Origin of the sequence: Acinetobacter sp. CIP 102136 (genome assembly GCF_000369685.1) — a bacterium.
In the GTDB taxonomy this organism is placed as follows: Bacteria; Pseudomonadota; Gammaproteobacteria; order Pseudomonadales; family Moraxellaceae; genus Acinetobacter; species Acinetobacter fasciculus.
The window spans coordinates 701,246-724,493 of the sequence record NZ_KB850142.1 but is presented as its reverse complement, the minus strand read 5'-3'; the positions used below and the strand labels follow the sequence as shown (position 1 = coordinate 724,493).

Annotated in this window: 20 protein-coding genes, 1 other RNA gene and 1 pseudogene; 6 read left to right on the top strand and 16 right to left on the bottom strand. The window is 42.7% G+C overall.

Annotated features, from left to right (window positions below):
* The first annotated feature begins 17 nt into the window (after positions 1-17).
* A complete protein-coding gene (gene recA / locus F893_RS08925) occupies positions 18-1,061 on the top strand; it encodes a recombinase RecA (protein ID WP_004279873.1) in 1,044 nt (347 codons plus the stop codon).
* 91 nt (positions 1,062-1,152) lie between these two features.
* On the top strand, positions 1,153-1,770 hold the full coding sequence (locus F893_RS08920) for a regulatory protein RecX (protein WP_004729845.1): 618 nt from the start codon (positions 1,153-1,155) through the stop codon (positions 1,768-1,770).
* Between the two features lie 220 nt (positions 1,771-1,990).
* Here the strand turns inward: F893_RS08920 and ffs are convergent.
* Positions 1,991-2,087: signal recognition particle sRNA small type (ffs, locus tag F893_RS17450), an RNA gene on the bottom strand.
* 294 nt (positions 2,088-2,381) lie between these two features.
* Between ffs and F893_RS08915 the strand changes: the two genes are divergently transcribed.
* Positions 2,382-3,179 carry a tol-pal system YbgF family protein gene (locus F893_RS08915; protein WP_004279875.1) on the top strand — a complete coding sequence of 266 codons (798 nt, stop codon included), beginning with the start codon at positions 2,382-2,384 and terminating at the stop codon, positions 3,177-3,179.
* A 60-nt stretch (positions 3,180-3,239) separates the two neighbouring features.
* Here the strand turns inward: F893_RS08915 and lpxA are convergent, their stop codons facing one another.
* The 12 genes from lpxA to rimO all read right to left on the bottom strand — a co-directional run bounded on the left by lpxA (position 3,240) and on the right by rimO (position 15,609).
* On the bottom strand, positions 3,240-4,028 hold the full coding sequence (gene lpxA / locus F893_RS08910) for an acyl-ACP--UDP-N-acetylglucosamine O-acyltransferase (protein ID WP_004279876.1): 789 nt from the start codon (positions 4,026-4,028) through the stop codon (positions 3,240-3,242).
* On the bottom strand, positions 4,025-4,510 hold the full coding sequence (gene fabZ, locus F893_RS08905; protein WP_171054310.1) for a 3-hydroxyacyl-ACP dehydratase FabZ: 486 nt from the start codon (positions 4,508-4,510) through the stop codon (positions 4,025-4,027). Before fabZ ends, lpxA begins: the two co-directional genes overlap by 4 nt.
* Positions 4,511-4,515: 5 nt before the next feature.
* Positions 4,516-5,586, bottom strand: a complete 1,071-nt coding sequence (lpxD, locus tag F893_RS08900; RefSeq protein WP_004279878.1) for a UDP-3-O-(3-hydroxymyristoyl)glucosamine N-acyltransferase — start codon at positions 5,584-5,586, stop codon at positions 4,516-4,518.
* 3 nt (positions 5,587-5,589) lie between these two features.
* A complete protein-coding gene (locus F893_RS08895) occupies positions 5,590-6,087 on the bottom strand; it encodes an OmpH/Skp family outer membrane protein (RefSeq protein ID WP_004279879.1) in 498 nt (165 codons plus the stop codon).
* Positions 6,088-6,167: 80 nt separating this feature from the next.
* Positions 6,168-8,672, bottom strand: coding sequence for an outer membrane protein assembly factor BamA (gene bamA, locus F893_RS08890; protein ID WP_004729847.1), 2,505 nt, complete (start codon positions 8,670-8,672; stop codon positions 6,168-6,170).
* Between the two features lie 39 nt (positions 8,673-8,711).
* Positions 8,712-10,067 carry an RIP metalloprotease RseP gene (rseP, locus tag F893_RS08885; protein ID WP_004279881.1) on the bottom strand — a complete coding sequence of 452 codons (1,356 nt, stop codon included), beginning with the start codon at positions 10,065-10,067 and terminating at the stop codon, positions 8,712-8,714.
* A gap of 3 nt (positions 10,068-10,070) precedes the next feature.
* Positions 10,071-11,267: a 1-deoxy-D-xylulose-5-phosphate reductoisomerase gene (gene ispC, locus F893_RS08880; protein ID WP_004279882.1), complete on the bottom strand. Its 1,197-nt coding sequence runs from the start codon at positions 11,265-11,267 to the stop codon at positions 10,071-10,073.
* On the bottom strand, positions 11,268-12,092 hold the full coding sequence (locus F893_RS08875; protein WP_004279883.1) for a phosphatidate cytidylyltransferase: 825 nt from the start codon (positions 12,090-12,092) through the stop codon (positions 11,268-11,270). It lies immediately after the preceding gene.
* A 3-nt stretch (positions 12,093-12,095) separates the two neighbouring features.
* Positions 12,096-12,848, bottom strand: coding sequence for a polyprenyl diphosphate synthase (gene uppS, locus F893_RS08870; RefSeq protein WP_004279884.1), 753 nt, complete (start codon positions 12,846-12,848; stop codon positions 12,096-12,098).
* Between the two features lie 7 nt (positions 12,849-12,855).
* On the bottom strand, positions 12,856-13,410 hold the full coding sequence (gene frr / locus F893_RS08865) for a ribosome recycling factor (RefSeq protein WP_004279885.1): 555 nt from the start codon (positions 13,408-13,410) through the stop codon (positions 12,856-12,858).
* Positions 13,411-13,490: 80 nt separating this feature from the next.
* Positions 13,491-14,219, bottom strand: coding sequence for a UMP kinase (pyrH, locus tag F893_RS08860; protein WP_004279886.1), 729 nt, complete (start codon positions 14,217-14,219; stop codon positions 13,491-13,493).
* A 46-nt stretch (positions 14,220-14,265) separates the two neighbouring features.
* Entirely contained in the window at positions 14,266-15,609 is a 1,344-nt protein-coding gene (rimO, locus tag F893_RS08855) for a 30S ribosomal protein S12 methylthiotransferase RimO (RefSeq protein ID WP_005251499.1), read from the bottom strand.
* Positions 15,610-15,950: 341 nt separating this feature from the next.
* On the opposite strand from rimO, the gene glnL reads away from it, so the two are divergent.
* Positions 15,951-17,060: a nitrogen regulation protein NR(II) gene (gene glnL / locus F893_RS08850; protein WP_004729848.1), complete on the top strand. Its 1,110-nt coding sequence runs from the start codon at positions 15,951-15,953 to the stop codon at positions 17,058-17,060.
* Positions 17,047-18,522: a nitrogen regulation protein NR(I) gene (gene glnG / locus F893_RS08845; RefSeq protein ID WP_004279889.1), complete on the top strand. Its 1,476-nt coding sequence runs from the start codon at positions 17,047-17,049 to the stop codon at positions 18,520-18,522. The genes glnL and glnG overlap by 14 nt, the downstream gene beginning before the upstream one ends.
* A gap of 49 nt (positions 18,523-18,571) precedes the next feature.
* Here glnG and F893_RS08840 read toward each other — a convergent pair whose 3' ends face one another.
* The 3 genes and pseudogenes from F893_RS08840 to mnmG all read right to left on the bottom strand — a co-directional run bounded on the left by F893_RS08840 (position 18,572) and on the right by mnmG (position 22,431).
* On the bottom strand, positions 18,572-18,898 hold the full coding sequence (locus F893_RS08840) for a hypothetical protein (protein ID WP_004279890.1): 327 nt from the start codon (positions 18,896-18,898) through the stop codon (positions 18,572-18,574).
* Positions 18,899-19,031: 133 nt separating this feature from the next.
* Positions 19,032-20,236: pseudogene (gene mhpT, locus F893_RS08835) on the bottom strand (3-(3-hydroxy-phenyl)propionate transporter MhpT).
* 314 nt (positions 20,237-20,550) lie between these two features.
* The gene (mnmG, locus tag F893_RS08825; RefSeq protein ID WP_004279892.1) at positions 20,551-22,431 is read right to left on the bottom strand and encodes a tRNA uridine-5-carboxymethylaminomethyl(34) synthesis enzyme MnmG; all 1,881 of its coding nucleotides are present in this window, start codon (positions 22,429-22,431) and stop codon (positions 20,551-20,553) included.
* A 254-nt stretch (positions 22,432-22,685) separates the two neighbouring features.
* Between mnmG and F893_RS08820 the strand changes: the two genes are divergently transcribed.
* Positions 22,686-23,153 (top strand): hypothetical protein, encoded by a 468-nt coding sequence (locus F893_RS08820; protein WP_004279893.1) that lies wholly within the window; start codon positions 22,686-22,688, stop codon positions 23,151-23,153.
* The last annotated feature ends 95 nt before the right edge of the window (positions 23,154-23,248 follow it).

Below are 23,248 nucleotides of genomic sequence, written 5' to 3'. Positions count from 1 at the left end.
CGTATTGAGGTTGTAAGATGGATGAGAATAAAAACAAGGCGCTCAACGCTGCCTTAAGCCAGATTGAAAAACAGTTTGGTAAAAATACAGTAATGCGTCTTGGTGACAATACCGTTCAGGCAGTTGAAGCCGTGTCTACAGGTTCTTTAACGCTGGATATCGCGCTCGGTATTGGTGGTTTACCAAAAGGTCGTATCGTCGAGATCTATGGTCCTGAATCTTCAGGTAAAACCACAATGACATTGCAAGCAATTGCAGAGTGTCAGAAAGCAGGCGGTACGTGTGCATTTATCGATGCGGAACACGCACTTGATCCTCAATATGCGCGCAAACTTGGCGTAGATATCGACAATCTGCTGGTATCGCAACCGGATCACGGTGAACAGGCACTTGAAATTGCAGACATGCTGGTACGTTCTGGCGCGATCGACATGATCGTTGTCGATTCTGTTGCTGCATTGACACCACGTGCCGAAATTGAAGGCGAAATGGGTGACTCGCATATGGGTCTGCAAGCCCGTTTGATGAGCCAGGCACTGCGTAAAATTACCGGTAATGCCAAACGCTCAAACTGTATGGTGATCTTCATTAACCAGATTCGTATGAAGATTGGCGTCATGTTTGGTAGCCCGGAAACCACAACCGGTGGTAATGCACTGAAATTCTATGCCTCTGTTCGCTTGGACATCCGTCGTATTGGCCAAGTGAAAGAAGGTGACGAGATTGTTGGTTCTGAAACCAAAGTCAAAGTCGTGAAAAACAAAATGGCGCCTCCGTTTAAAGAAGCTTTATTCCAGATTCTTTATGGCAAAGGTGTTAACCATCTAGGTGAATTGATCGACCTTGCTGTACAGCAAGAAATCGTGCAGAAAGCTGGTGCGTGGTATTCTTATCAAGGCGACAAAATTGGCCAGGGTAAGAACAACACCATCCGTTATCTGGAAGAGCATAAAGAAATGGCTCAGACGATTGAAAAACTGATTCGTGACCAGCTTCTGACTAAAGCAGTGGTTGTTGAAGAAGACGATAGCAAGGAAGAACCTGACTTTTTAGATGCATGATCTTATTAGATGCATCATCTTTAAACGTCAATACACAGCGCCCTCCGGGGCGTTTTGTTATTATATAGGGAATCTAAAATCCGAGAGAATCATGTCAGACGCGAAATTCAGCAAACTGCTCGATTATGAAACTTTAAAACAGCAATTTGGTGATACTGAAGATCAAGCTCAACCTGCAAAAACTGCGATCCAAGACGCTCCTGAATTTGATCCTGAAGAACGTTTGTTTTCCTCTACCCCAACTCAGGATGAGAAGAAACCGGGACTGACAGGCTCACGCTTACGTTCTTATGCCTTTGCCGTACTGACCCGTAAGGAATATTCCAAAGCCGAACTGATCGAGAAATTAAGCCTTTATGCAGAGCATCGTGATGAAGTCATTACCTTAGTGGAAGAGCTGTCCCGTGAGAACTATCAAAGTGATCAGCGTGTGGCGGAAACCATGTTGTCGAGTCAAAAGCGTAAAGGCAAAGGTCCCAATCAAATTAAAATGAAACTCAAGAGCAAAAAGATTGATACTGCTCTGATTTCAGAAGAACTCAAGGAAACTGATTGGGTGCAGCAAGCCTATGAACTAAAAGTCAAAAAATATGGGACTGAAGTTACTAAAGACCCCAAGCTCAAAGCCAAACAGATCCGTTTTTTAATGTATCGTGGTTTTGAAATGGATGCGATTATCAAGGCGATTAACCGTAAAGCAGAAGACTAAGTCTTATATTCTTTGAAAGCCTTAATACACGTATAAACATATTGGATATTTAATTCAATATTAGCTGCAAAATAAAATAAAGCACCGCAAAAGATAATGATGATTTAATCATTAAAATAATAAGATAGCGCTATTTGACGACATTGAAAAAGGAATAATATTTGAGAATAGAAAACTGCGAATTTGCATTGTTATTATAATAATAAGAATATGGTGGCAACCCTACCAGCAAAGCTCCGGCACATCATAGTTCTATTACCGTTGCTACCTTCCGGTCCTGGCGGGGTTCATAGAGTACAATTGCGAAGTAACCAGCAGGGCTACCATTACAAAAACAGAGTATAGAGATTTTTAATCAAGTTGCAAGCCTTGTTTCCTAAAATCATCCTTCAAGCTATCCGTTTGATTATTTTAAAAACAATATTGATATTTCTGCTGATTTTTAAGGGATCTTCACAATCAATCCATCAACACTCAGATTCACATGATCTTTGTAAAACCTTGTTGCATTTTCTAAAAATGCCGTTTTTAATGTGTGCAATGTATATTAATGATCTACTTTGAAAAGATGAGCAGCGGATCCGCATCTCACAAAGAATTATGGAAATTTTATGATGTTTAAAAAGACCGTATTGTGTGCAGTGACAGCACTCTTTACCACGCCTCTATTTGCCAATATTCCGATTGAATCGCGTGGCTTGAGTCAAGCTACGAATCAAACCACAGTAAATACCCCAGCAGCAATTGCGGCTGGTGCAACTCCAGCAGTTCAAACCAATACCAGCTGGCAAATCATGCAAAAGAACCAGCAACTCGAAAATGACCTGCGGATTTTGCGCGGTAAAATGGAAGAACAGGAAAATGAGATTGAACGGCTCAAGAATGAACTGACCAATCGTTATGCCGATCTTGATCAGCGCCTTGAACTATTGCAACAAAAAATTGAACCTGCTGAGGACAATCCAACGGAGGAAAACCCACAGGATACTGCACCCAGCCTAAACACAAATAAGGTCAATACAGCAAGCAGCGGACAGCAACCTGCTGATCTTGAAAAAGCAGCTTATACCGTGGCTTTAGATGCTTATAAAAATGGCGGTGCAGCCAAAGCCATTGCACCGATGCAAAACTTTATTAAAAACAATCCGAATAGCGTTTATATCAGCAATGCTTATTTCTGGTTAGCGGAATTCAATCTGGCGATTGACCCACCAAAATTTGATGAAGCGAAACGCAATTATCTGATTGTCGTTGACCGCTATCCAAATTCTGCGAAAGCCTCCACTGCCCTGTATCAGCTTTATAACATCAGCAAAGATGTTGAAAAGAATGCTACGCTTGCTTCGCAATACAAAACAAAGCTATTGAAGAATTATCCGAAAGCTGAGGAAATTAAATTTCTTAAGTAAAATAGAAATTCCCAAAATAAAAAAGACACCTTCAGGTGTCTTTTTTATTATATTAAACTTTTAGCGCACAATACCACGTTTCGACTGTTCAAGAGAATCGATTAAACGCTGTACCTCAGCCACTTCAGGCAAAATTCCTGTACGGATCTGCTCGATTGCTTCCTGAGTCGTTAAACCTGATTTATAAATCAGTTTAAAGGCATCACGTAAACCGCTGATTACGGTCTTTGACCAGCCTTTACGACGCATACCTTCAATGTTCATAGCAAATGCATGCGCAGGATTACCTGAAACCATTACATAGGCCGGTACATCTTTCAGAATCAGTGATGCCCCACCAATCATGCTATAAGAATCAATCTTACAGAACTGATGAATGCCCGAGTTTCCGCCAATAACGACATAATCCCCGACATGGACATGTCCAGCCACACCGACATTATTGGCAAAGATATTATAATCCCCAACCATACAGTCATGTGCAATATGCGTATTGACCATGAGCAGGTTATGACTACCGATCTTGGTCAGGCTCTGGTCCTGAACCGTACCACGATGCAGACTGCAATGCTCACGAATCTTGTTGTGATCGCCAATCTCAAGCCAGGTTTCTTCACCAGCATACTTAAGATCCTGGCACACCTCGCCTACACTGGCGAACTGGAAAATTTCATTATATTCACCTATACGCGTATAGCCACCCACCACCACGTGTGAATGAAGTTTGCTACCCGCACCAATAGTGACATTTGGCCCGATAATACAATATGGGCCAATTTCTACATCAGCAGCAATGACTGCTGACGGGTCAATAATGGCAGTTGGATGAATAAGGGGATTATTGCTCATGCCTGCTCGACTTTTTGATGCGAAACCATAATTTCCGCGGTTGTTGCGACGACGCCATCTACAGTGGCAATACAATTATATTTGTAAATGCCCCGCTTTTGCATCACTAATTCAGATTTTAAAACCAATTGGTCACCTGCAACCACCTGTTTTTTAAATCTAACTTTTTCCGCACCGGCAAACAGGAACAAAGAACCTTCATTTGGCACTTCGTTATTCATCACAAAACCCAGAATTCCAGAGATTTGTGCCAGCGCTTCAACAATCAGCACACCCGGCATAATTGGATAATTCGGAAAATGGCCTTGTAAAAACTCTTCATTAATTGAGACGTTTTTATAACCAACAATGCCATTCTCGGTAATCTCGACTACGCGATCAACCAATAAAAATGGATAGCGATGGGGCAAATATTCACGAATCTTTTGAATATTCATTGGCAATTCAGGCTTCGTGAATGTAGGCAAATTCGACTCTGTCATCATAATTATTTACGCAACTTAAATGTTGATTCAATGGACTCAATCTGAGATTGCATATGATCTAGTCGTTTGATCACCTGGGTCAATGGCACATCTGCTAATTGTCTGAGGCGAACCACGGTACGTTTCCATTTCTGGTTTTCAAACAGACCAATCCCGGATGAATATTTTCCAGCTTCAGAAATATTATTTGTCACCATTGACATTCCGGTCAACGTCACATTATCGGCAATATTCAAATGTCCAGAAATCGCAGAGGCACCACCAATGATACAGTTTTTGCCAATCGAGGTACTTCCTGCAACGGCAGTTTTTGCAGCAATTGCGGTATGTGCACCAATTTTAACGTTATGCGCGATTTGCACAAGATTATCAATAATAACACCCTGTTGCAAAATCGTATCATCCAGCGCACCACGGTCTACGCTACAATTTGACCCAATACGCACATCATCCTCAATGCGTACAGAACCTAATTGCGCAATACGGTGCCATTTACCTTGATAAGGTGCAAAACCAAACCCTTCGCTGCCAATCACGCTATTGGCATGAATACGCACCCGATTACCAATTTTTGCTGCGCCGGTGAGGGTCACATGTGAGTCAATAAAACAGTCCTGACCGATCTCGACATCATCATCGATCTGCACATGCGCCTGAACAATCGTATTCGCACCCACGACACAATGCTCACCAATCACCACGTAATGACCAATATAAGCATCGTCCGCAATCACTGCCGACGGGTGAATTTGAGCAGTACTCTCAATGCCACGCTGGCGATGTTTTTTCTCAAATACATGCGTCAGAATCGCGAAAGCCAGATAGGGATTTGCCACAACAATAAAGTTTTGATGTGAGGTTATCTGTTGTTTTAGTTCAGCCGTGACAATTAAAGCACCTGCCTGACTTTGATTGGCCTGCTCTACATATTTATCGGCATTCACAAATGCCAGATCTTGTGAGGTTGCCTGTTCAAGACTGGCCAAAGCACTCAAACGTAAATCTGTCTGACCTATGCACTCGCCCTGAACCAGGCGAGCGAGATCAGCTAACTGAAGCTTTTGATGATTCATTGATTATTTAATTGCATTAACCTTTTGAATCATTTTATCAGTTAAATCATATTTAGCATCATAAGCAAGTGCTGAATTTTTATTTAAAACTACATCCAGGTTGTTTTCTCTACGCAATTGTTCAGCAATTTGCTTTACACGTGCATCAAATACAATTCGGATCTGCTGAATCGAGCTTTGAACATTGGTCTGTACAGATTGCTGTAACTGATTCAATTCTTGCAGCTTAGTCTGATATTGCGCAGACATTTTCTGTTTTTCAGTCTCACTGAGCTTGGTATTGGATTGAGCACGTTGCTGCAAAGCTTCCAGCTCTTTGCTGAGTTGTTCAATTTTAGTGGTTTGTGGCTGAATTTTTTGCTGAAATATCGTGTTTTGTTGTTTTAGATAGGTACTACCTTCAACCACACGCTCCAAGTCAATTACCCCCATACTTGCCGCTTGAGTTAAAGGTGCAACACTTGCCAAAGCCAGGCTCATTGCCATAATCATTTTTTTCATATTCTTACTCATTCAAAAAAATTTGCTCACAAAACCTGAAGGCTTTATGAGCAAAATTTAGTTTCTAGGTCAAAACGATTTTAGAAAGTACGTCCAATTTCGAACTGGATGTTTTTAGTATCATCACCATCTTTTTTATTCAACGGATAAGCATAGCTAAGTGATAATGGCCCAATCATGGTGATCCAGGTGAAACCAGCACCCACGCTATAGCGCATATTATCTGCATCGAAACCGAAGTTATCTTTACAGTACTGCTTTCCATTTACTGAAGTGCCATTAACGAAAATATTTTCATTTGATACATCACACTGGGTATCAAACACTTGCGCACCTTCAGCAAAGATGACTGGACGAACCTGACGTGCCCAATCCCCTTTGAATGGTACAGGAAGTACTAATTCGGTACCAAATTGAACCAGTGCATTACCACCTACCTCTTCAGGAGACGGATCAGTTTGGCTAATATCAGAGAAATATACACCCGGATATTTAGGCCCCAATGTACTGTTTTCATAACCACGAACTGAGCCAAAACCACCAGCATAGAAATTCTTGTAGAATGGTAGGTCATTACCATAACCCAACTTACCATAACCACGCAGAACAAAATCCTTGCCTAATGGGAAGAATGCCTGAGCATCATAAGTGACTTTTTGATACTCGACATCACTGCCTGGCAATGCAATTTCACCATTGATTCGATGTGACATACCATTTGTAGGGAACATTGGGCGGTTTAAAGTATTATATGACCAGCCTAAGTTCAGGTTATAGGTAAAAAACTCACCTTTAAATTCTTGACCATATGGAATAGGAGCCGTACAAGGTTCATAACCCGTTATTTGACCATTAGCATCTTTAATTGGATTTTGTGGACAATATTCACCACTTCGTGTTTCTCTACCACCATTGCGTTCTAGATAATCCGCAACATAAGTAGAAACATAAGGCCCAGTCGTAACATCTGTCTGATCAATATTCAGACCAAGACTGACACTCTGGTTTTCATCAATTGGATAACCAAAGTTAATCCCACCACCAAAACTATCCGTTACATAGTTGTTGACGTTATAGTCATCATCAAGCTTAGTTTTACGGTAATACATGTTATAGCCGCGACGCACACCATCAATGGTGAAGTACGGGTCCATCACGCTCAAGTTATAGTAATCTTGCGTTTCAGAACGCGACAAATCGATTGAGACACTATTACCTGTACCCAGGAAGTTGGTCTGACTTAAACCTGCCTGGAAAGTTACACCACCGCTTTGCGAGAAACCAACTGCAAGAGTACTGGTCCCTGAATGCTGCTCTTCAACAGCAACATTCAAGTCCACCTGATCTGGTGCACCCGGAATACGTGCAGGTTTGATATCGACAGTTTTAAAGAAACCGGTACGTTCCAGACGAACCTTAGACAGGTCAATTTTTTCATTACTGGCAAGCGCACCTTCCATTTGGCGCATTTCACGACGTAGTACTTCATCTGCAGTTTTAGTATTACCAGTGAAATTAATACGTCGTACTGTGACTTGCTGACCTGGATTAATATAGTAATTTAGATCAACCAGTTTGGTTTCGTTGTTAATTTGAGGAACGATGTTGACTTCTGCATAGTAGTAGCCTGCATTACCATACTTACGCTGTAATAATTGCTTAACCGCGTTAACTTTTTCCTGCGAATAAATTTCGCCTTCTTTGAAGATTTGTAAAGCCTGCAATTCTTCAGTCTTGTAAAGCGCATCACCTAAGTATTTGGTTTGACCAAATTTAAATTGCTCGCCTTCATCCACAGAAACTTCGATAAAAACATTTTTTTTATCTTCACTCAAGTTCAGACTGGAATTGGTAATATTAAAGTTGATGTAACCGCGATTCAGATACATGGCACGCAAAGCTTCAAGACTTGCCGCCATCTTTTCACGTGCATAACGGTCATTACGCGAAATGACTGAACTCCAGCCACTTTCTTTTACTGCAAAGGCCTGCTTGATATCAGATTCTTTAAATACGGTATTCCCGATAATATTGATATCAAAAACTTTGGCCGCTTTACCTTCAATAAAATCAATTAGCAATTCAACACGGTTATTTGGTCGAGGCGTCGTGGTGACCGTAATATCGGCATCATAACGACCTTGCTGCATGTATTGCTGTTCAAGTTCAGTTTCAATAGTTTGCAGCGCTGATTTTTTCAGCACTTCACCTTCAGCCAGACCCATTTTTTTCAGGCCTTCCTCAAGTGCTTCCTTAGGAATCAACTTATTGCCTTTCAATTCGATTTTTGAAATGACCGGGCGTTCAACAACTTGGAAAACCAAAGTATTGCCTTGCTGCACGGCTTTAATGTCATCAAATAGGCCTGATGCATACATGCTACGAATTGCATTGGCAATGATTGGATCATTGACCCGATCACCACTGTTAATTGGCACTAGGCCATACACATTGTCAGGAGTTAAACGTACTAATCCATCAAATTTTATATCTTGTACAATGAATTCATCTGCTGCATATACTTGTTGTGCTACTGCCATTGCACTAACGAGTGCCAGAGGCATAAATAAATGTGTGTGCTGCATGCCAGTCTTTTCCGCTGTTAATTTATTCCATTTACGTTGTTATAAACGCATAAAATCATTAAATAATGCCAGAAGCATCATACTGCCGAGCAGTACCATACCAATTTTTAACCCAACCAATTGTATTTGTTCGGAAACAGGTTTACCACGAATTAATTCAACAAAATAGTAAACCAGATGTCCGCCATCAAGCATTGGAATAGGCAGTAGATTTAATATTCCTAAACTTACACTCATTAGCGCCATAAAGGAAATAAAAGTTTCCCAGCCCATTTCTGCGCTTTGTCCTGCCACTTTGGCAATGGTAATTGGACCTGATAAATTATCCAGACCAATCAGACCGCGTACCATTTTGACAATCGAGTTCAGAATCATCGAAGATAAATGTGCTGTTTTATCAAATGCCATTACCAACGCTTCACCTGGCGTGTAATGAATGGTCTGTTTATATTCTGCAGGAATGGTCATTTTACCCGGATCACTTTGTACACCCAGCATACCGGTCACATTGCCCATATTGTCACGTTTGCCTTGCGGCATGACTTCTAGCTGAACCACCTTATTTTCGCGTAAAACATCCATTTTGAGTAATTTTTCTGGAGATGCCTGTACCACCTGCACCACATCAAACCAGTCTTTCATCTGAACGCCGTCAATAGCCAGAATCTTGTCACCTTCTTTCAAACCTTGACGGATGGCTGCACCACCTTCACTCAGTTTGCTAATTACAGCCGGAATTTCTGGCCGATAAGGCAAGAAACCCAAACTTTCAAGTGGCGATTGACTTTGATCTTTTAAATAGTTTTGAATCGGCAACTGGAACAGTTTGTTTTCACCAGCACGATCTGCCTGAATAGAAACCACGCCAGTTTCACCAACACGATCCACCAAGGCATAACTGAGTTTTTCCCAAGTTTCTACCTGAGTACCATCCACAGCTATAATTTTGTCGCCCGGCTGCATTTGTACTGTTGCAGCAGGTGTATTTGGTAAAACTTTGCCTACCCGGGTATTGAGCTGTTCTTGAGCTGGTAAAAATAACACCCAAAATAGAAGAACTGCAAAAATCAGGTTGATGAATGGACCCGCTGCCACGATGGCAATCCGCTTCCACGGATGCTGACGATTGAAAGCTTTGGGTAAGTCCTCTTCAGCGACATTACCTTCACGCTCATCCAGCATCTTGACATAGCCACCCAAAGGTAAGGCAGACAACTGATACTGAATTCCGGATTTTTTCGAGGTCCATTTTAATAATGTTGGCCCAAATCCAATCGAATAGACCAATACTTTAACGCCCAGTTTACGCGCCACAATATAGTGACCGAACTCGTGAATCGCAATTAAGGGACCGAGTAAGAGAATTGCAGCGGCAATCATAAACAAGGCATTCATATCTTAACTTCCTTTATTCACAACGTATTGCTGTGATAAACCTCGTGCCATTTGATCTGCTTGCAAGATAGCCTCCAGATCATGTGCAGGTTGATTGTCCATCTGATTCAGGACGTGCTCAGCTACCTGAGGAATTTGGGTAAATCTGATCTGTTGATTTAAAAATGCAGCAACTGCAATTTCATTGGCCGCATTTAAAATCGTAGGTGCAATTCCGCCACTCTGCATGGCCTGACGGGCCAATTTTAATGCAGGGAAACGGAGCATGTCCGGTTCTTGAAAATTAAGTTGTGAATGCATAAACAGATCCAGTGGTGCCACATGCGTACTGATACGCTCAGGCCATGCCAATGCATGTGCAATAGGCGTGCCCATATCCGGATTACCCATTTGTGCCAAAGTCGAACCATCAACGTATTGAACCATGGAGTGAATAATACTCTGTGGATGCACAACAACTGTAACAAATTGTTCTTGAACTGCAAACAAATGACAGGCTTCGATCAATTCTAAACCTTTATTCATTAAGGTAGCAGAATCGACTGAAATTTTTTGACCCATGGACCAGTTAGGATGCTTGCAAGCTTGGGCAGGTGTGACCTCTTCAAGTTGCTGCATGCTGTGGTTCAGAAATGGGCCACCTGAAGCGGTCAGTAGAATCTGGGACACACCCAGTTTGGGCTTGCCATGACGCTCTGCTTCAAAATAATGCTGTGGCAGACATTGGAAAATCGCATTGTGTTCGGAATCCACGGGAAGCAGTAATGCCCCATGATCGCGCGCTGCCTGCATCATGATGTCACCTGACATCACCAAAGCTTCTTTATTGGCCAGCAGTACGCGCTTACCCGCTTTCACTGCAGCCAGTGTCGGCAACAAGCCTGCTGCACCAACGATTGCCGCCATGACGATATCAACATCCGCGTGTTCAGCCACAGCAATTAAACCGGCTTCATCTTGCAGAATTTCAATATCAGATAAATGATGTTGCTGAAGTAGTTTTGAAAGTTCATCTACTTTTTCAGCCGGTACCACCGCCACTTTAGGACGGTATTGCTGGCAAATTTCGACCAGCTCATCAATACGACTTTGCGCGGTCACAGCAAAAACCGAGTATGCTTCAGGATGTCGCTGCAAGATTTTTAAAGTACTTTGACCAATGGAACCTGTAGCACCCAGTATACAAACTGCTTGTGACATTTATAAATCTACACCAATAAGTTTTAAAACAGCCATACCTGCTGCAAAGATTGGAGCTGCAGCAAGCAAAGAATCAATACGATCCAGTACTCCGCCATGTCCTGGCAAAATTCGACCTGAATCCTTAATACCGGCACGACGTTTGATCATGGATTCAAACAGGTCACCCAGTACCGAACTAAATACTGTAACGACAGATAGAATCAGAAATAAAATCAGTTCTGGCCAAGTCATATCCAGATAAAGCAAGGCAACTGCCGTTACAATCAGCATTGAAGTAACAATACCACCATACAGCCCTTCCACAGATTTATTAGGACTAACATTCGGCGCCAACTTTTTCTTGCCAAATTTACGACCCACAAAATATGCACCACTATCTGCGCCCCATACCAGTAAAAACAGGTACATCAGCCACCACGGTGAACTTTGCCAGACAGAGAAAATTGCAGTAACCGCAGCAGAGATCAGAACTACGCCGATTCCGTGCAGGCTGGCGTTGTACCAGCCATCATATTCAGGATAGGTTTTAACCCAGTAAATACTGAGCAACCAGGTAATTATAGAAGCTACCCATAACAATAAGGCAACTTCGGCAAAATACAATGCCAAAGCTGAAAGTGCCGCAGTGAGCACTCCATATCCCCAAGCAACAGGTTTGATGACATGTTTAAATTTTCGCGGCATGAGTTTAAACCACTCATAACCAGCCACCCCAGCAGCAAGAACCATCAATACAAACATTGGATAATGTGATTCAGTAGCAAACATACAGCTCAGTACAACTGCTACCAACACCAATGCGGTTATAATCCGCTCAAACATGTATTAATTCTCAAGTTTTTCCTGATGAATCTGTTCTGATGTTTTACCAAAACGACGTTCACGCCCACCAAATACGGCAAGTGCATCATCAAGTTCTTCGACGGTAAATTCTGGCCATAGCGTCTCAGTGAAATAAAGCTCTGCATAGGCTGCCTGCCACAACAGAAAATTCGACAGACGGAAATCTCCACCTGTACGAATCAGCAGATCAACTGCAGGTAAATCACCGAGGCTGACATATTGACCAAATACATCAGTATTAATTGCATCAAGATCTAATTTATTTGTTAAAACATCACTGGCAATTCGCTGTGCAGCTTGTGCCATATCCCACATACCACCATAACTGATTGCAATAGTGAGTGTCATACTATTGAAATTAGCAGTCCTTTCTTCGGCATGCAACATAAGCCCCTGTAATTCTGGGGACAAACGGCTGCGATCACCGATAAAGCGTAAGGCAATATTGAATTTTTCCATGCGGGGCAATTGTTCATGAATGGTGTCAACCAGCAATTTCATGAGCAATTCAACTTCAAACTGTGGACGATTCCAGTTTTCACTGGAAAAGGCAAATACAGTTAAAGCCTGGATATTTCTTTTTTTACAGTGTTCAACGATCGGATCTAGAACCGTTTTTCCTTCACGGTGTCCATCACCTTTCTGCATCTGATTTTTTTTGGCAAAACGATTGTTGCCATCCATAATGATGGCAACATGTTTCGGAAGACGGGAATTTTCTTCAGCAACGGTCATCGATGAATTAGACCTTCATCAATTCAGCTTCTTTCGCAGCCAAGCGCTTGTCAACTTCAGCAACAAATTTGTCAGTAATTTTCTGGATTTCGTCAGCAGCACGACGCTCTTCGTCTTCAGAAATTTCTTTTTCTTTTAACAAAGCTTTGATATCGCCCAATACATCACGGCGGATGTTACGGATCGCTACTTTGGCATTTTCTGCTTCATTACGCGCAACTTTTTGCATGTCACGACGCGTTTCTTCAGTTAACGCCGCCATCGGCACACGAATCGCATCTGCTGTAATTGGGTTCAGACCCAAGTCAGATTCACGAATCGCTTTATCAATTGCAGAAACCATTGAACGCTCGAAAGGCTGGATTAACAAAGTACGTGAATCTTCAACACCTACGTTTGCCACCTGGTTCAATGGAACGTCTGAACCATAGTAAGAAACCATCACGTTATTTAAAATTGATGGATGCGCACGACCGGTACGAACTTTTGCAAAACCATGCTCTAGAGATTCTAGAGTTTTGTTCATACGGTCTTCGCTGTCTTTTTTAAGATCGTTAATCATATGATCTTCCTTACTTAATTCTTGAAAAGAGGTTATTACTAAATTAGCGTGTAGTATAAAGTGCTTTGGTGCTCACGTCATTAATTGGTAACGTGAGTCCCTTCTTTTTCACCCATCACAACGGAAAGCAATGCGCCAGATTTATTCATATCGAATACTTGTAGCGGCACATTGTGATCACGACATAAACAGATTGCAGTTAAGTCCATCACACCCAGCTTTTCGTCCAGAACTTGGTCAAAAGTCAATGTGTCATATTTAACCGCATCATCATATTTGCTTGGATCTTTATTATATACGCCATCAACTTTGGTCGCTTTCAAGATCAAGTCTGATTCGATTTCAATACCACGTAAACAGGCAGCTGTATCTGTCGTAAAGAACGGATTACCTGTACCTGCCACGAATACACACACTTCACCCTGAGTCAGGTGACGGATTGCATCACGGCTTGAGTAAGACTCAACCACGGCACCAATTGGCAATGCAGACATTAAACGGGTTTTAATATTACGGCGCACCAAAGCGTCGCGAAGTGCCAAACCGTTCATGACTGTTGCTAGCATACCCATCTGGTCGCCAGTTACACGACCAACTAGACCATCTTTTTGTAGCTGGCTACCGCGATACAGGTTACCACCACCCACAACAATACCTACTTGTACGCCTAAACCCACGAGGTGCGCAATAGAAAGTGACATCTGATCGAGCACTTGTGCATCGATCCCCATGTCTTTATTGCCTGCCAGCGCTTCACCAGAAAGCTTTAACAGGATGCGACCAAAGCGTGGCTTTTTAGAATCCAACATCATCAAACTCCAAAGTATTCAATTTAAATTTTTTTAATTCAAAATCTTAAGCAGACTTGACTGAAATGAGTTTTGCATACAGATCGTATTCATCTGCATCAGTAATTTCGACTTCAAGTAAATCCCCCGCCTTGATGACGCTTTTATCGATATCTTCAACAAAAACATTACCATCAATTTCAGGTGCATCTGCATAAGAACGCGCAACCGCTACCGGGAATTCATCTTCCAGGTCATCTACCAGCACAGTCATGATCTGACCGATACGTTTTTGGAGTTTGGCTGCCGAGATTTCTTGCTGAACCTGCATGAAACGCTCATAACGCTCTTGTTTAATTTCTTCAGGAACGTGATCTGGCAAATCATTTGCTGTCGCACCTTCAACTGGCGAATAGGTAAAACATCCCACACGATCCAGCTGGGCTTCTTTCAGCCAGTCCAGTAACATCTGGAAGTCTTCTTCAGTTTCACCCGGGAAGCCCACCACAAATGTTGAACGCAACACCAGATCAGGACATTTCTCGCGCCAGATTTTCAAACGCTCCAGTGTATTTTCACTGTGCGCAGGTCGTTTCATCAGTTTGAGAATTTTTGGACTCGCGTGCTGGAATGGAATATCCAGATAAGGCAGGATTTTGCCTTGTGCCATCAGGTCAATCACAGCATCCACATGCGGATATGGGTAAACATAGTGCAAACGTACCCAGATTCCCAACTGACCCAATGCTTCACACATGTCATAGAATTTGGTTTTAACCGGCTGACCATTCCAGAAATCCAGCTTGTATTTCGTGTCCAGGCCATAAGCAGAAGTATCCTGGGAGATCACGAGTACTTCTTTTACACCGGCACGTTTCAGCGCTGCAGCTTCTTCAAGCACAGAACCAACTGGACGTGAAACCAGATCGCCACGCATGCTTGGAATAATACAGAAAGTACAACGATGGTTGCAGCCTTCGGATATTTTCAGATAAGCATAATGTTTTGGCGTCAGGCGGATGCCTTGTTCTGGAACCAGATCAGTAAATGGATTGTGTTTTGGCGGCTCAGGCACGTATTGATGAACCGCATCCATAACTTCTTTATATGCCGCTGCACCTGTCACTTTCAGGACATTGGGATGCATTTGGCGAATCTTGTCTTCGTCTTTACCTAGACAACCTGTTACGATCACGCGACCATTCGCGCTCATCGCCTCACCAATCGCATCTAGCGATTCTTGCACTGCGGATTCAATGAAACCACAGGTATTTACTACAACTAAATCAGCACCGTCATAATCCGAAGCGACGTCATAACCTTCAGTCTTTAACTGGGTTAAAATACGTTCAGAATCTACCAATGCCTTAGGACAACCTAAAGATACAAAACCGACTTTGGGGGACTTCATGAATTTTCGCTCTACTAGAATGCGCGTATTGTATGTCTTTTCGCATCATAAAAATAGTTGAAAACCTGACTCTTTGCATCATGCACTAAAATATTGCCATAAAATATTCAACATACTTACCAATGCACCAAAATGAATCATTTTAGATTTACAGCCTCAATTTAATCCGCTATATCTAAGATGAATTGTGTTGCTCTGTCACATTTCTGCATTTCATCGCAATAAATAATCTCTAGTCATAAAAGTTGGCGTGCATCTTGCATCAAATCAGAACTTAAAATTGATTAAATTGCTTTATGAAGATGCCATTGCGCCATTTTAATACAGGAACAAACCCGCGAATGGATCAAATTATTCCGATCGACTATCGTGCTTTAGTGGACAATATGACCACGTGTATCTTATTGATAGACCGCGATCTTAATATTTATTATCTGAATTCTGCCTGTGAAGCCTTATTTGATGTGAGCTTATTCCGCGCGAGCGGCACATCTGTGCTCAATATTTTGCAAAACCCGACAGATGAGTTCAATACCGAAGAAGCCCTGAATAATACTTTAACTACGGGACAACCTTATACACGCCGCGAAGCCACTATTCTGGTCAACTTTAAAGACATTCATGTCGACTACACTGTTTCTCAGCTGAATCTGGGTAAACCTTATCATCCGTTGCTGCTCATTGAACTCAATCCTCGCGATCGCATGTTAAAAATTTCACGCGAAGAAAATCTGCTGCAACAGCATCAGGTAGCGCGTCAGCTGATTCGCGGTGTCGCGCATGAAATCAAAAATCCACTCGGTGGCATTCGTGGCGCGACTCAATTACTGGCACGTAGTTTGAATGATCCACAATACAAAGAATTTACCGACATTATCATTAGCGAAGTGGATCGACTGAGAAATCTGGCCGATACCATGCTCGGCTCACGCCAGCTTCCGAGCTATGAACTGGTCAATGTCCATGAACCATTGGAACGTGTACGTTCACTGATTGCCAACCAGACCAAAAAGAAAATCAAGATTATCCGGGATTACGACTTGTCCTTACCGGAAGTTCTGGCAGACCGTGACCAATTGATTCAGGTCATTTTGAATATTTGCGCCAATGCCGTACAGGCCATGACCGAAAACAAGGAATTCTTTGTCGAACATCAACAGGAACTGATTTTAAGAACCCGGATCCAGCGTCTTTTTACTATTAACGGGGTGATTCACCGCTCTGTGGTACGGATTGATATTGAAGACAATGGCCCAGGTGTGCCGGAAGAGATTATCGAATCGGTGTTTTATCCGCTGGTCACCAGCCGTGCCAAAGGGACCGGACTGGGCCTCAGTATTGCTCAAAATATTATTCATCAGCACAACGGCATGATCGAGTGTCAGTCCGTGGCTGGAAAAACCGTCTTTAGCTTATATTTACCTTGGGAGTCGAATCATGTCGCGAAATAAAATATGGGTGATTGATGACGATCGCGCCATGCGCTGGGTACTGGAAAAGACCTTTAAAGAGGAAGGTCTGGATGTGACCAGTTTTGAAGAAGCACAATCTGCACTAGACCAACTGAGTCTGGAAGCACCCGATGTGATTTTGACCGATATCCGCATGCCGGGTATTGATGGACTTACCTTCCTGGGCAAGGTTAAACACAGTTATCCTGACCTACCTGTCATTATTATGACGGCGCATTCAGACTTAGAATCGGCTGTTTCTAGCTATCAAACTGGTGCTTTTGAATATCTGCCTAAGCCTTTTGATATTGATGAAGCACTGGCGCTGGTAAATCGTGCAATTTTACATATCACCAAGCTACAGCAACAAGAATCAGCAAAAGCGGCTCCACCAATTCAATCTACCGAAATTATTGGTGAATCGCCTGCCATGCAGGAAGTGTTTCGTGCCATTGGCCGTTTATCACAATCGCATATTACCGTATTGATTAATGGTGAGTCTGGTACAGGTAAGGAACTGGTGGCACATGCCCTGCATCGTCATTCACCACGCAGTTCAAAACCTTTTATTGCACTGAATATGGCGGCGATTCCAAAAGACCTGATCGAAACCGAACTGTTCGGCCATGAGAAAGGTGCATTTACCGGCGCTAACACTCAGCGTCAGGGTCGTTTTGAACAGGCAAATGGCGGCACGCTGTTTTTAGATGAAATTGGCGATATGCCATTTGAGACCCAGACCCGTTTATTGCGTGTCCTAGCCGATGGAGAGTTCTACCGAGTTGGCGGTCATATTCCGGTTAAGGTCGATGTACGTATCGTGGCTGCAACACATCAGGATCTGGAAAAACTGGTTCATGATGGTCGCTTCCGTGAAGACTTGTATCACCGCCTGAATGTAATTCGTATTCATATTCCAAAACTGGCACATCGCAGTGAAGATATTCCAATGCTGGCACAGCATTTTCTGGCACGTGCCGGGAAGGAACTTGGGGTCAATCCAAAGATTCTGCGTCCTGAAACCCAAGAATATATGCAGAAATTGCCATGGCAAGGTAATGTGCGTCAACTTGAAAATACCTGTCGTTGGTTGACTGTCATGATCACAGGTCGTGAAGTCTATCCGGAAGACTTGCCACCTGAGCTGAAACAGATTCCAATTCATCAGCAGGATCCGGGCGCGCCAATTCCAACGCTGAACCAGATCGCACCACATCACTGGGATGAATTGCTGGGTCAATGGGCGATGCAGAAACTCAAAAATGGTGAAATGAAACTTCTGGATGTTGCGACGCCGATGTTTGAACGCACCTTGATTAATGCAGCCTTGCAACAAACCCGTGGCCGTAAACGTCATGCCGCAGAACTCCTAGGTTGGGGTCGCAATACTTTAACGCGCAAGCTTAAAGAACTTGGCATGGATACTACGGATGATGAAATCGAAGAAGAAATAGAAAGTTAATCTTTCCATATAAAAAAGCGCCGATTGGCGCTTTTTTATTGATGATGATTTATGCAGTAAAACCCACATAGCGGAAATACCCATCTATGCCCAGATCAGACTTATATATCAGATAATTTGAATAAGTCGCTTGGGTGATTTCATCCAGCATATTCACCTGATCATCATTGGCATGCAGATCATCTACAGAACGCGGCATGCTGTGCTCGAATTCATCCGTCATATATTCAAAGCCAATATCCATGGCAATAAACAGGGTATGTTCACAAGGTTGCACATACTGCTCTTCTGCCCAATCAATCACGTTGTGCTGACAATGTGGACAGGCAATATTATCAGTGGCCTGAATCGAGAGTGGAATAAGTTGATAAGCCATATAAAAATCAATCTGTTTACTATCCGTATATTTTAGCAAATTTTATGGACTGACTTTATTCAATTAAAAGTCTCGACGATAAAAAAAGGAATCTTCAGATTCCCTTTTTGTATTGATAGATCTCAATGATTAATTACTTATGAGCAGCCTTATAACGTGATAGTGCGGTGACGGCTACTGCCGATACGACCACTGCTGGCAAACTTGCCACAAGAATACCCGTGGTGCCCAAACCCAATGCCAGAATTTTTCCGGTTAATAATGGTCCAGTCATCGCCCCTAAACGCCCTAAAGAGATCGCACTGCCTACGCCTGTCACTTTACCTGCACCTGAGTAAAAAATCGGTGAAATCCCATACAGAATAGATTGACCACCTGTAGAGAAAATGCCACCCATAACTCCCGCCAAAATTAATAACGGAATAGAAGTTGTGGTGAATAGCAATACCAGCGCCACAAACAAGCCACTATAAATGATGGTCGCCATTTGCCAGAGCTTTAAACGGTCCAGCAAATAACCCAGACTTAAGGTTCCAATAACTGCGCCCACCTGGAACACCAACATCACCAAGAATGCCTGTTGTTTCTGCAAACCTTGTTCCATAAGTAAATTTGGCAACCAGCTAATCAAAATATAATTAATCATCAAGGTAAAAAAGAAACCAACCCAAAGAGGTACTGTATTTTTATACTGGCGCTGCTTGAACAAAATTTCAGCCATGCCCGGCACAGCTTCGCCAGAAACCGGTACTTCCGCATTCACTTTAGGCTTATCTTTAAGAATAAACGCCATCAATGGAATCAATACTAAAGGCGTTAATCCCCCAATCAGGAACAAGGTTTGCCATTGAATCTCTGGAAGCAACATGGCCAGACCGGCAACAAAGATCGCACCTACCGGTAAACCACAATACATTAGACTATTTAGCTTGCCACGGTTGGCTTCGGTTGCTTCATCACCGACGACTGAAATCATGGTTGGCATTGCCGCACCTAAACCCAGACCAGTAAAGAAACGCGCTGCATATAAAACTTCGATGCTTGGCGCAATTGCAGTCAACGACATGAACAGACCAAAAATAGTCACAGAGAGCATCAGGACTTCTTTTGTCCTAGATAATCTGCGATACGTCCGCCAAAGAATGCACCAAACAGCATTCCAAAGACACCCAGACTAAATACATAGCCCATTTGGATTTGATCTAAACCAAAGCTTGTTGCAATTTCTTTCGCTGCAATCCCGGGAGCTTGAAGGTCAAAACCTTCAAAAAATGCGACCCAGAAACATAAGAATATCGTTAATATTTTTTGGGCTTTTCCGCTATATGGCTGTGCCATGACTGATCTCCATCAATAATTCACAAACCGTTTGATAGTCTGACGATCCGTTGCATTATTCTTAACCTAATCTTGATAGAGAAATAGCACGACAATAGTCGGGTTTAAGCACATCAGCATGTGTAAATATCATCTAAATTAGACCTAAAAGATTGTATTTCTAGACTTAATACATCTTAATAATATTCATTATATATATTTATCAACAACTTAATTTAATAGTAGTTATTTTTAATTCAACGATAGTCAAAACTTATACAAAACTATAAGTCGATAAAAAGCCCGCTTAACGCGGGCTTTTCTAGCTCAAAATCTTAAGCAGATTTCTTTGCTTGTGCATTCTTACGAATTGTAATCATCACCAGTTGAACTGCTGCAGGCGTTACACCCGGAATACGGCTGGCTTGCGCCAATGTTTCAGGACGAACATCTTTCAGTTTCAGGGTAATTTCACGTGAAAGACCCGACACGATGTCATAATCAAAATCCGCAGGAATACGGGTTTCTTCCAGACGTTTCATTTGTGCCACGTCTTCATGCTGACGGTTAATATAACCCGCATATTTCACTGCAATTTCAATTTGCTCACCGACAAATGGTGATACTTCAGAATTGGTTAACTCTGCAATTTGAGCAAATGAAATGTTTGGACGTTTCAACAAATCAATCGCCGAACATTCTTTAGACAGGTCTGCACCGGTCATCTCAACGAATTTCTTACCCATTGGGTTATTTGGTGCGGCCCACAAGTGTTGCAAACGGCCTGTTTCTTTTTCCACTGCTTCCATTTTCTCACAGTACACTGCCCAACGCGCGTCATCCACCAGACCCATTTCACGACCAATGGCTGTTAAACGCTGATCTGCGTTATCTTCACGCAGCATCAAACGGTATTCGGCACGTGAGGTGAACATACGGTATGGTTCTTTGGTACCTAATGTGATCAGGTCATCGACCAGAACACCCATGTATGCTTCATCACGTTTTGGCGTCCATTGCTCCTGATCCCAAGCACGGCGTGCAGCGTTCAAGCCTGCAAGCAAACCCTGCGCACCCGCTTCTTCATAACCGGTTGTGCCGTTGATTTGACCGGCGAAATACAAGTTATTAATTGCTTTGGTTTCAAGGGTAAATTTCAACGCTTGTGGGTTGAAGTAATCGTATTCAATGGCATAGCCCGGACGAAGAATGTGCGCATTTTCCATACCACGGATCGAGCGAACCAGTTCAAACTGAACGTCGAACGGTAAAGAAGTCGAAATACCATTTGGATAAAGCTCATGTGTATCCAAGCCTTCAGGCTCCAAGAAGACTTGGTGAGAATCTTTATCGGCAAAACGGTGAATCTTATCTTCAATCGATGGGCAATAACGTGGTCCAACACCTTCGATCACACCCGTGTACATCGGTGAACGGTCTAAACCGCCACGAATGATTTCATGCGTGCGTTCATTGGTATGCGTGATATAGCAATTTACCTGCTCAGGATGCATAGACACATCCCCCATGAATGACATGGTCGGAGATGGGAAATCACCCGGCTGTGGTGTCATCACAGAGAAATCCACTGAACGCGCGTCAATACGTGGTGGTGTACCTGTTTTTAAACGACCTACTGGCAAGTTTAATTCACGCAAACGATGTGCAAGTGAAATAGATGGCGGATCACCAGCACGACCACCGCTAGATTTCTCCAGACCAACGTGGATGACACCACCTAAGAATGTACCTGCTGTCAGCACCACAGTTTTCGCATCAAAACGGATACCCATTTGGGTAACCACACCTTTAACGGTATCGCCTTCAACAATCAGGTCATCTGCGGCTTGCTGAAAAATATCAAGGTTTGCTTGGTTTTCTAATGTTTCGCGAATAGCCGCTTTATAACGTACACGGTCCGCCTGCGCACGTGTTGCACGTACTGCAGCACCTTTACGCGAGTTCAAAATACGGAATTGAATACCGCCTTTATCGGCAGCCAGTGCCATCGCACCGCCCAAGGCATCAATTTCACGCACCAAATGCGATTTACCAATACCACCGATGGCCGGGTTACAGCTCATCTGCCCTAAAGTCTCAATGTTATGAGTTAAGAGTAAAGTCTGTCGACCCATACGCGCTGCAGCCAGAGCCGCTTCCGTACCGGCGTGACCGCCACCGATAACAATGACATCGTATACTTTAGGATAATGCATAGTGGTAATTGAGAGATAAAAAAGAATAGCTGAGCATTATAGCAAATTTCACTCTAAAGTAGACAAATTCAGTTGAATTTATCCTGAGATAAATCGCACTTAACTCGCATAACAATAAAGCACTGTAATTTAACTTTGCAGAGGAACTATATAAATTAAACATATAAGCTGAGAAATTTACTCGATTTGCATTGTTTAATCTCGCGCATTTTTTAATCTATATGTTGGTTACATTACAAACAAAGGTATAAAAGATGAATAAGAATATTTTCCTCTCAACCGTTCTATGTGGTTTATGTTTTGCGCCATTTGCTGCATCAGCGAATGATAAGGTCGAAACCATTTATAATGCACAAAAGTACCAACAGGTTTGTAAAGGCAAATCCCAAGGTGCACAAGTCAGTTTTGCCTATCGCGGCATTATCTGGAATGGTACCTGTGAGCCGCAGTTTTTCGCTTCATCCAAAAATGCTTCAATCAAAGGCGATGAAGCCGAACTCATGAGTACCTGTAGCGGCAACAGTGGTGCGACTACTGCCACCATCAATGGTGCCGAAGTCAAAGGTAAATGTGCATTAGGCTTTATGCCACCACGCCCTCAGGGACAATCTCAGATGCAAAGCCAACCGATGCAGCCACATATGCAAAACCAGCCTATGCAGCATCAGATGAACCAGCCAGCACAGCCTGATTCACCAATGCAAGGCCAGCCAGGTATGTAGCCGATATATATCTAAATAGTTTAGATTTCAAGTAAAAGCTTTGACGGGCAAAGTGACTGCATTTTGCCCGTTTTTTATTGCTTATTTATTCATCT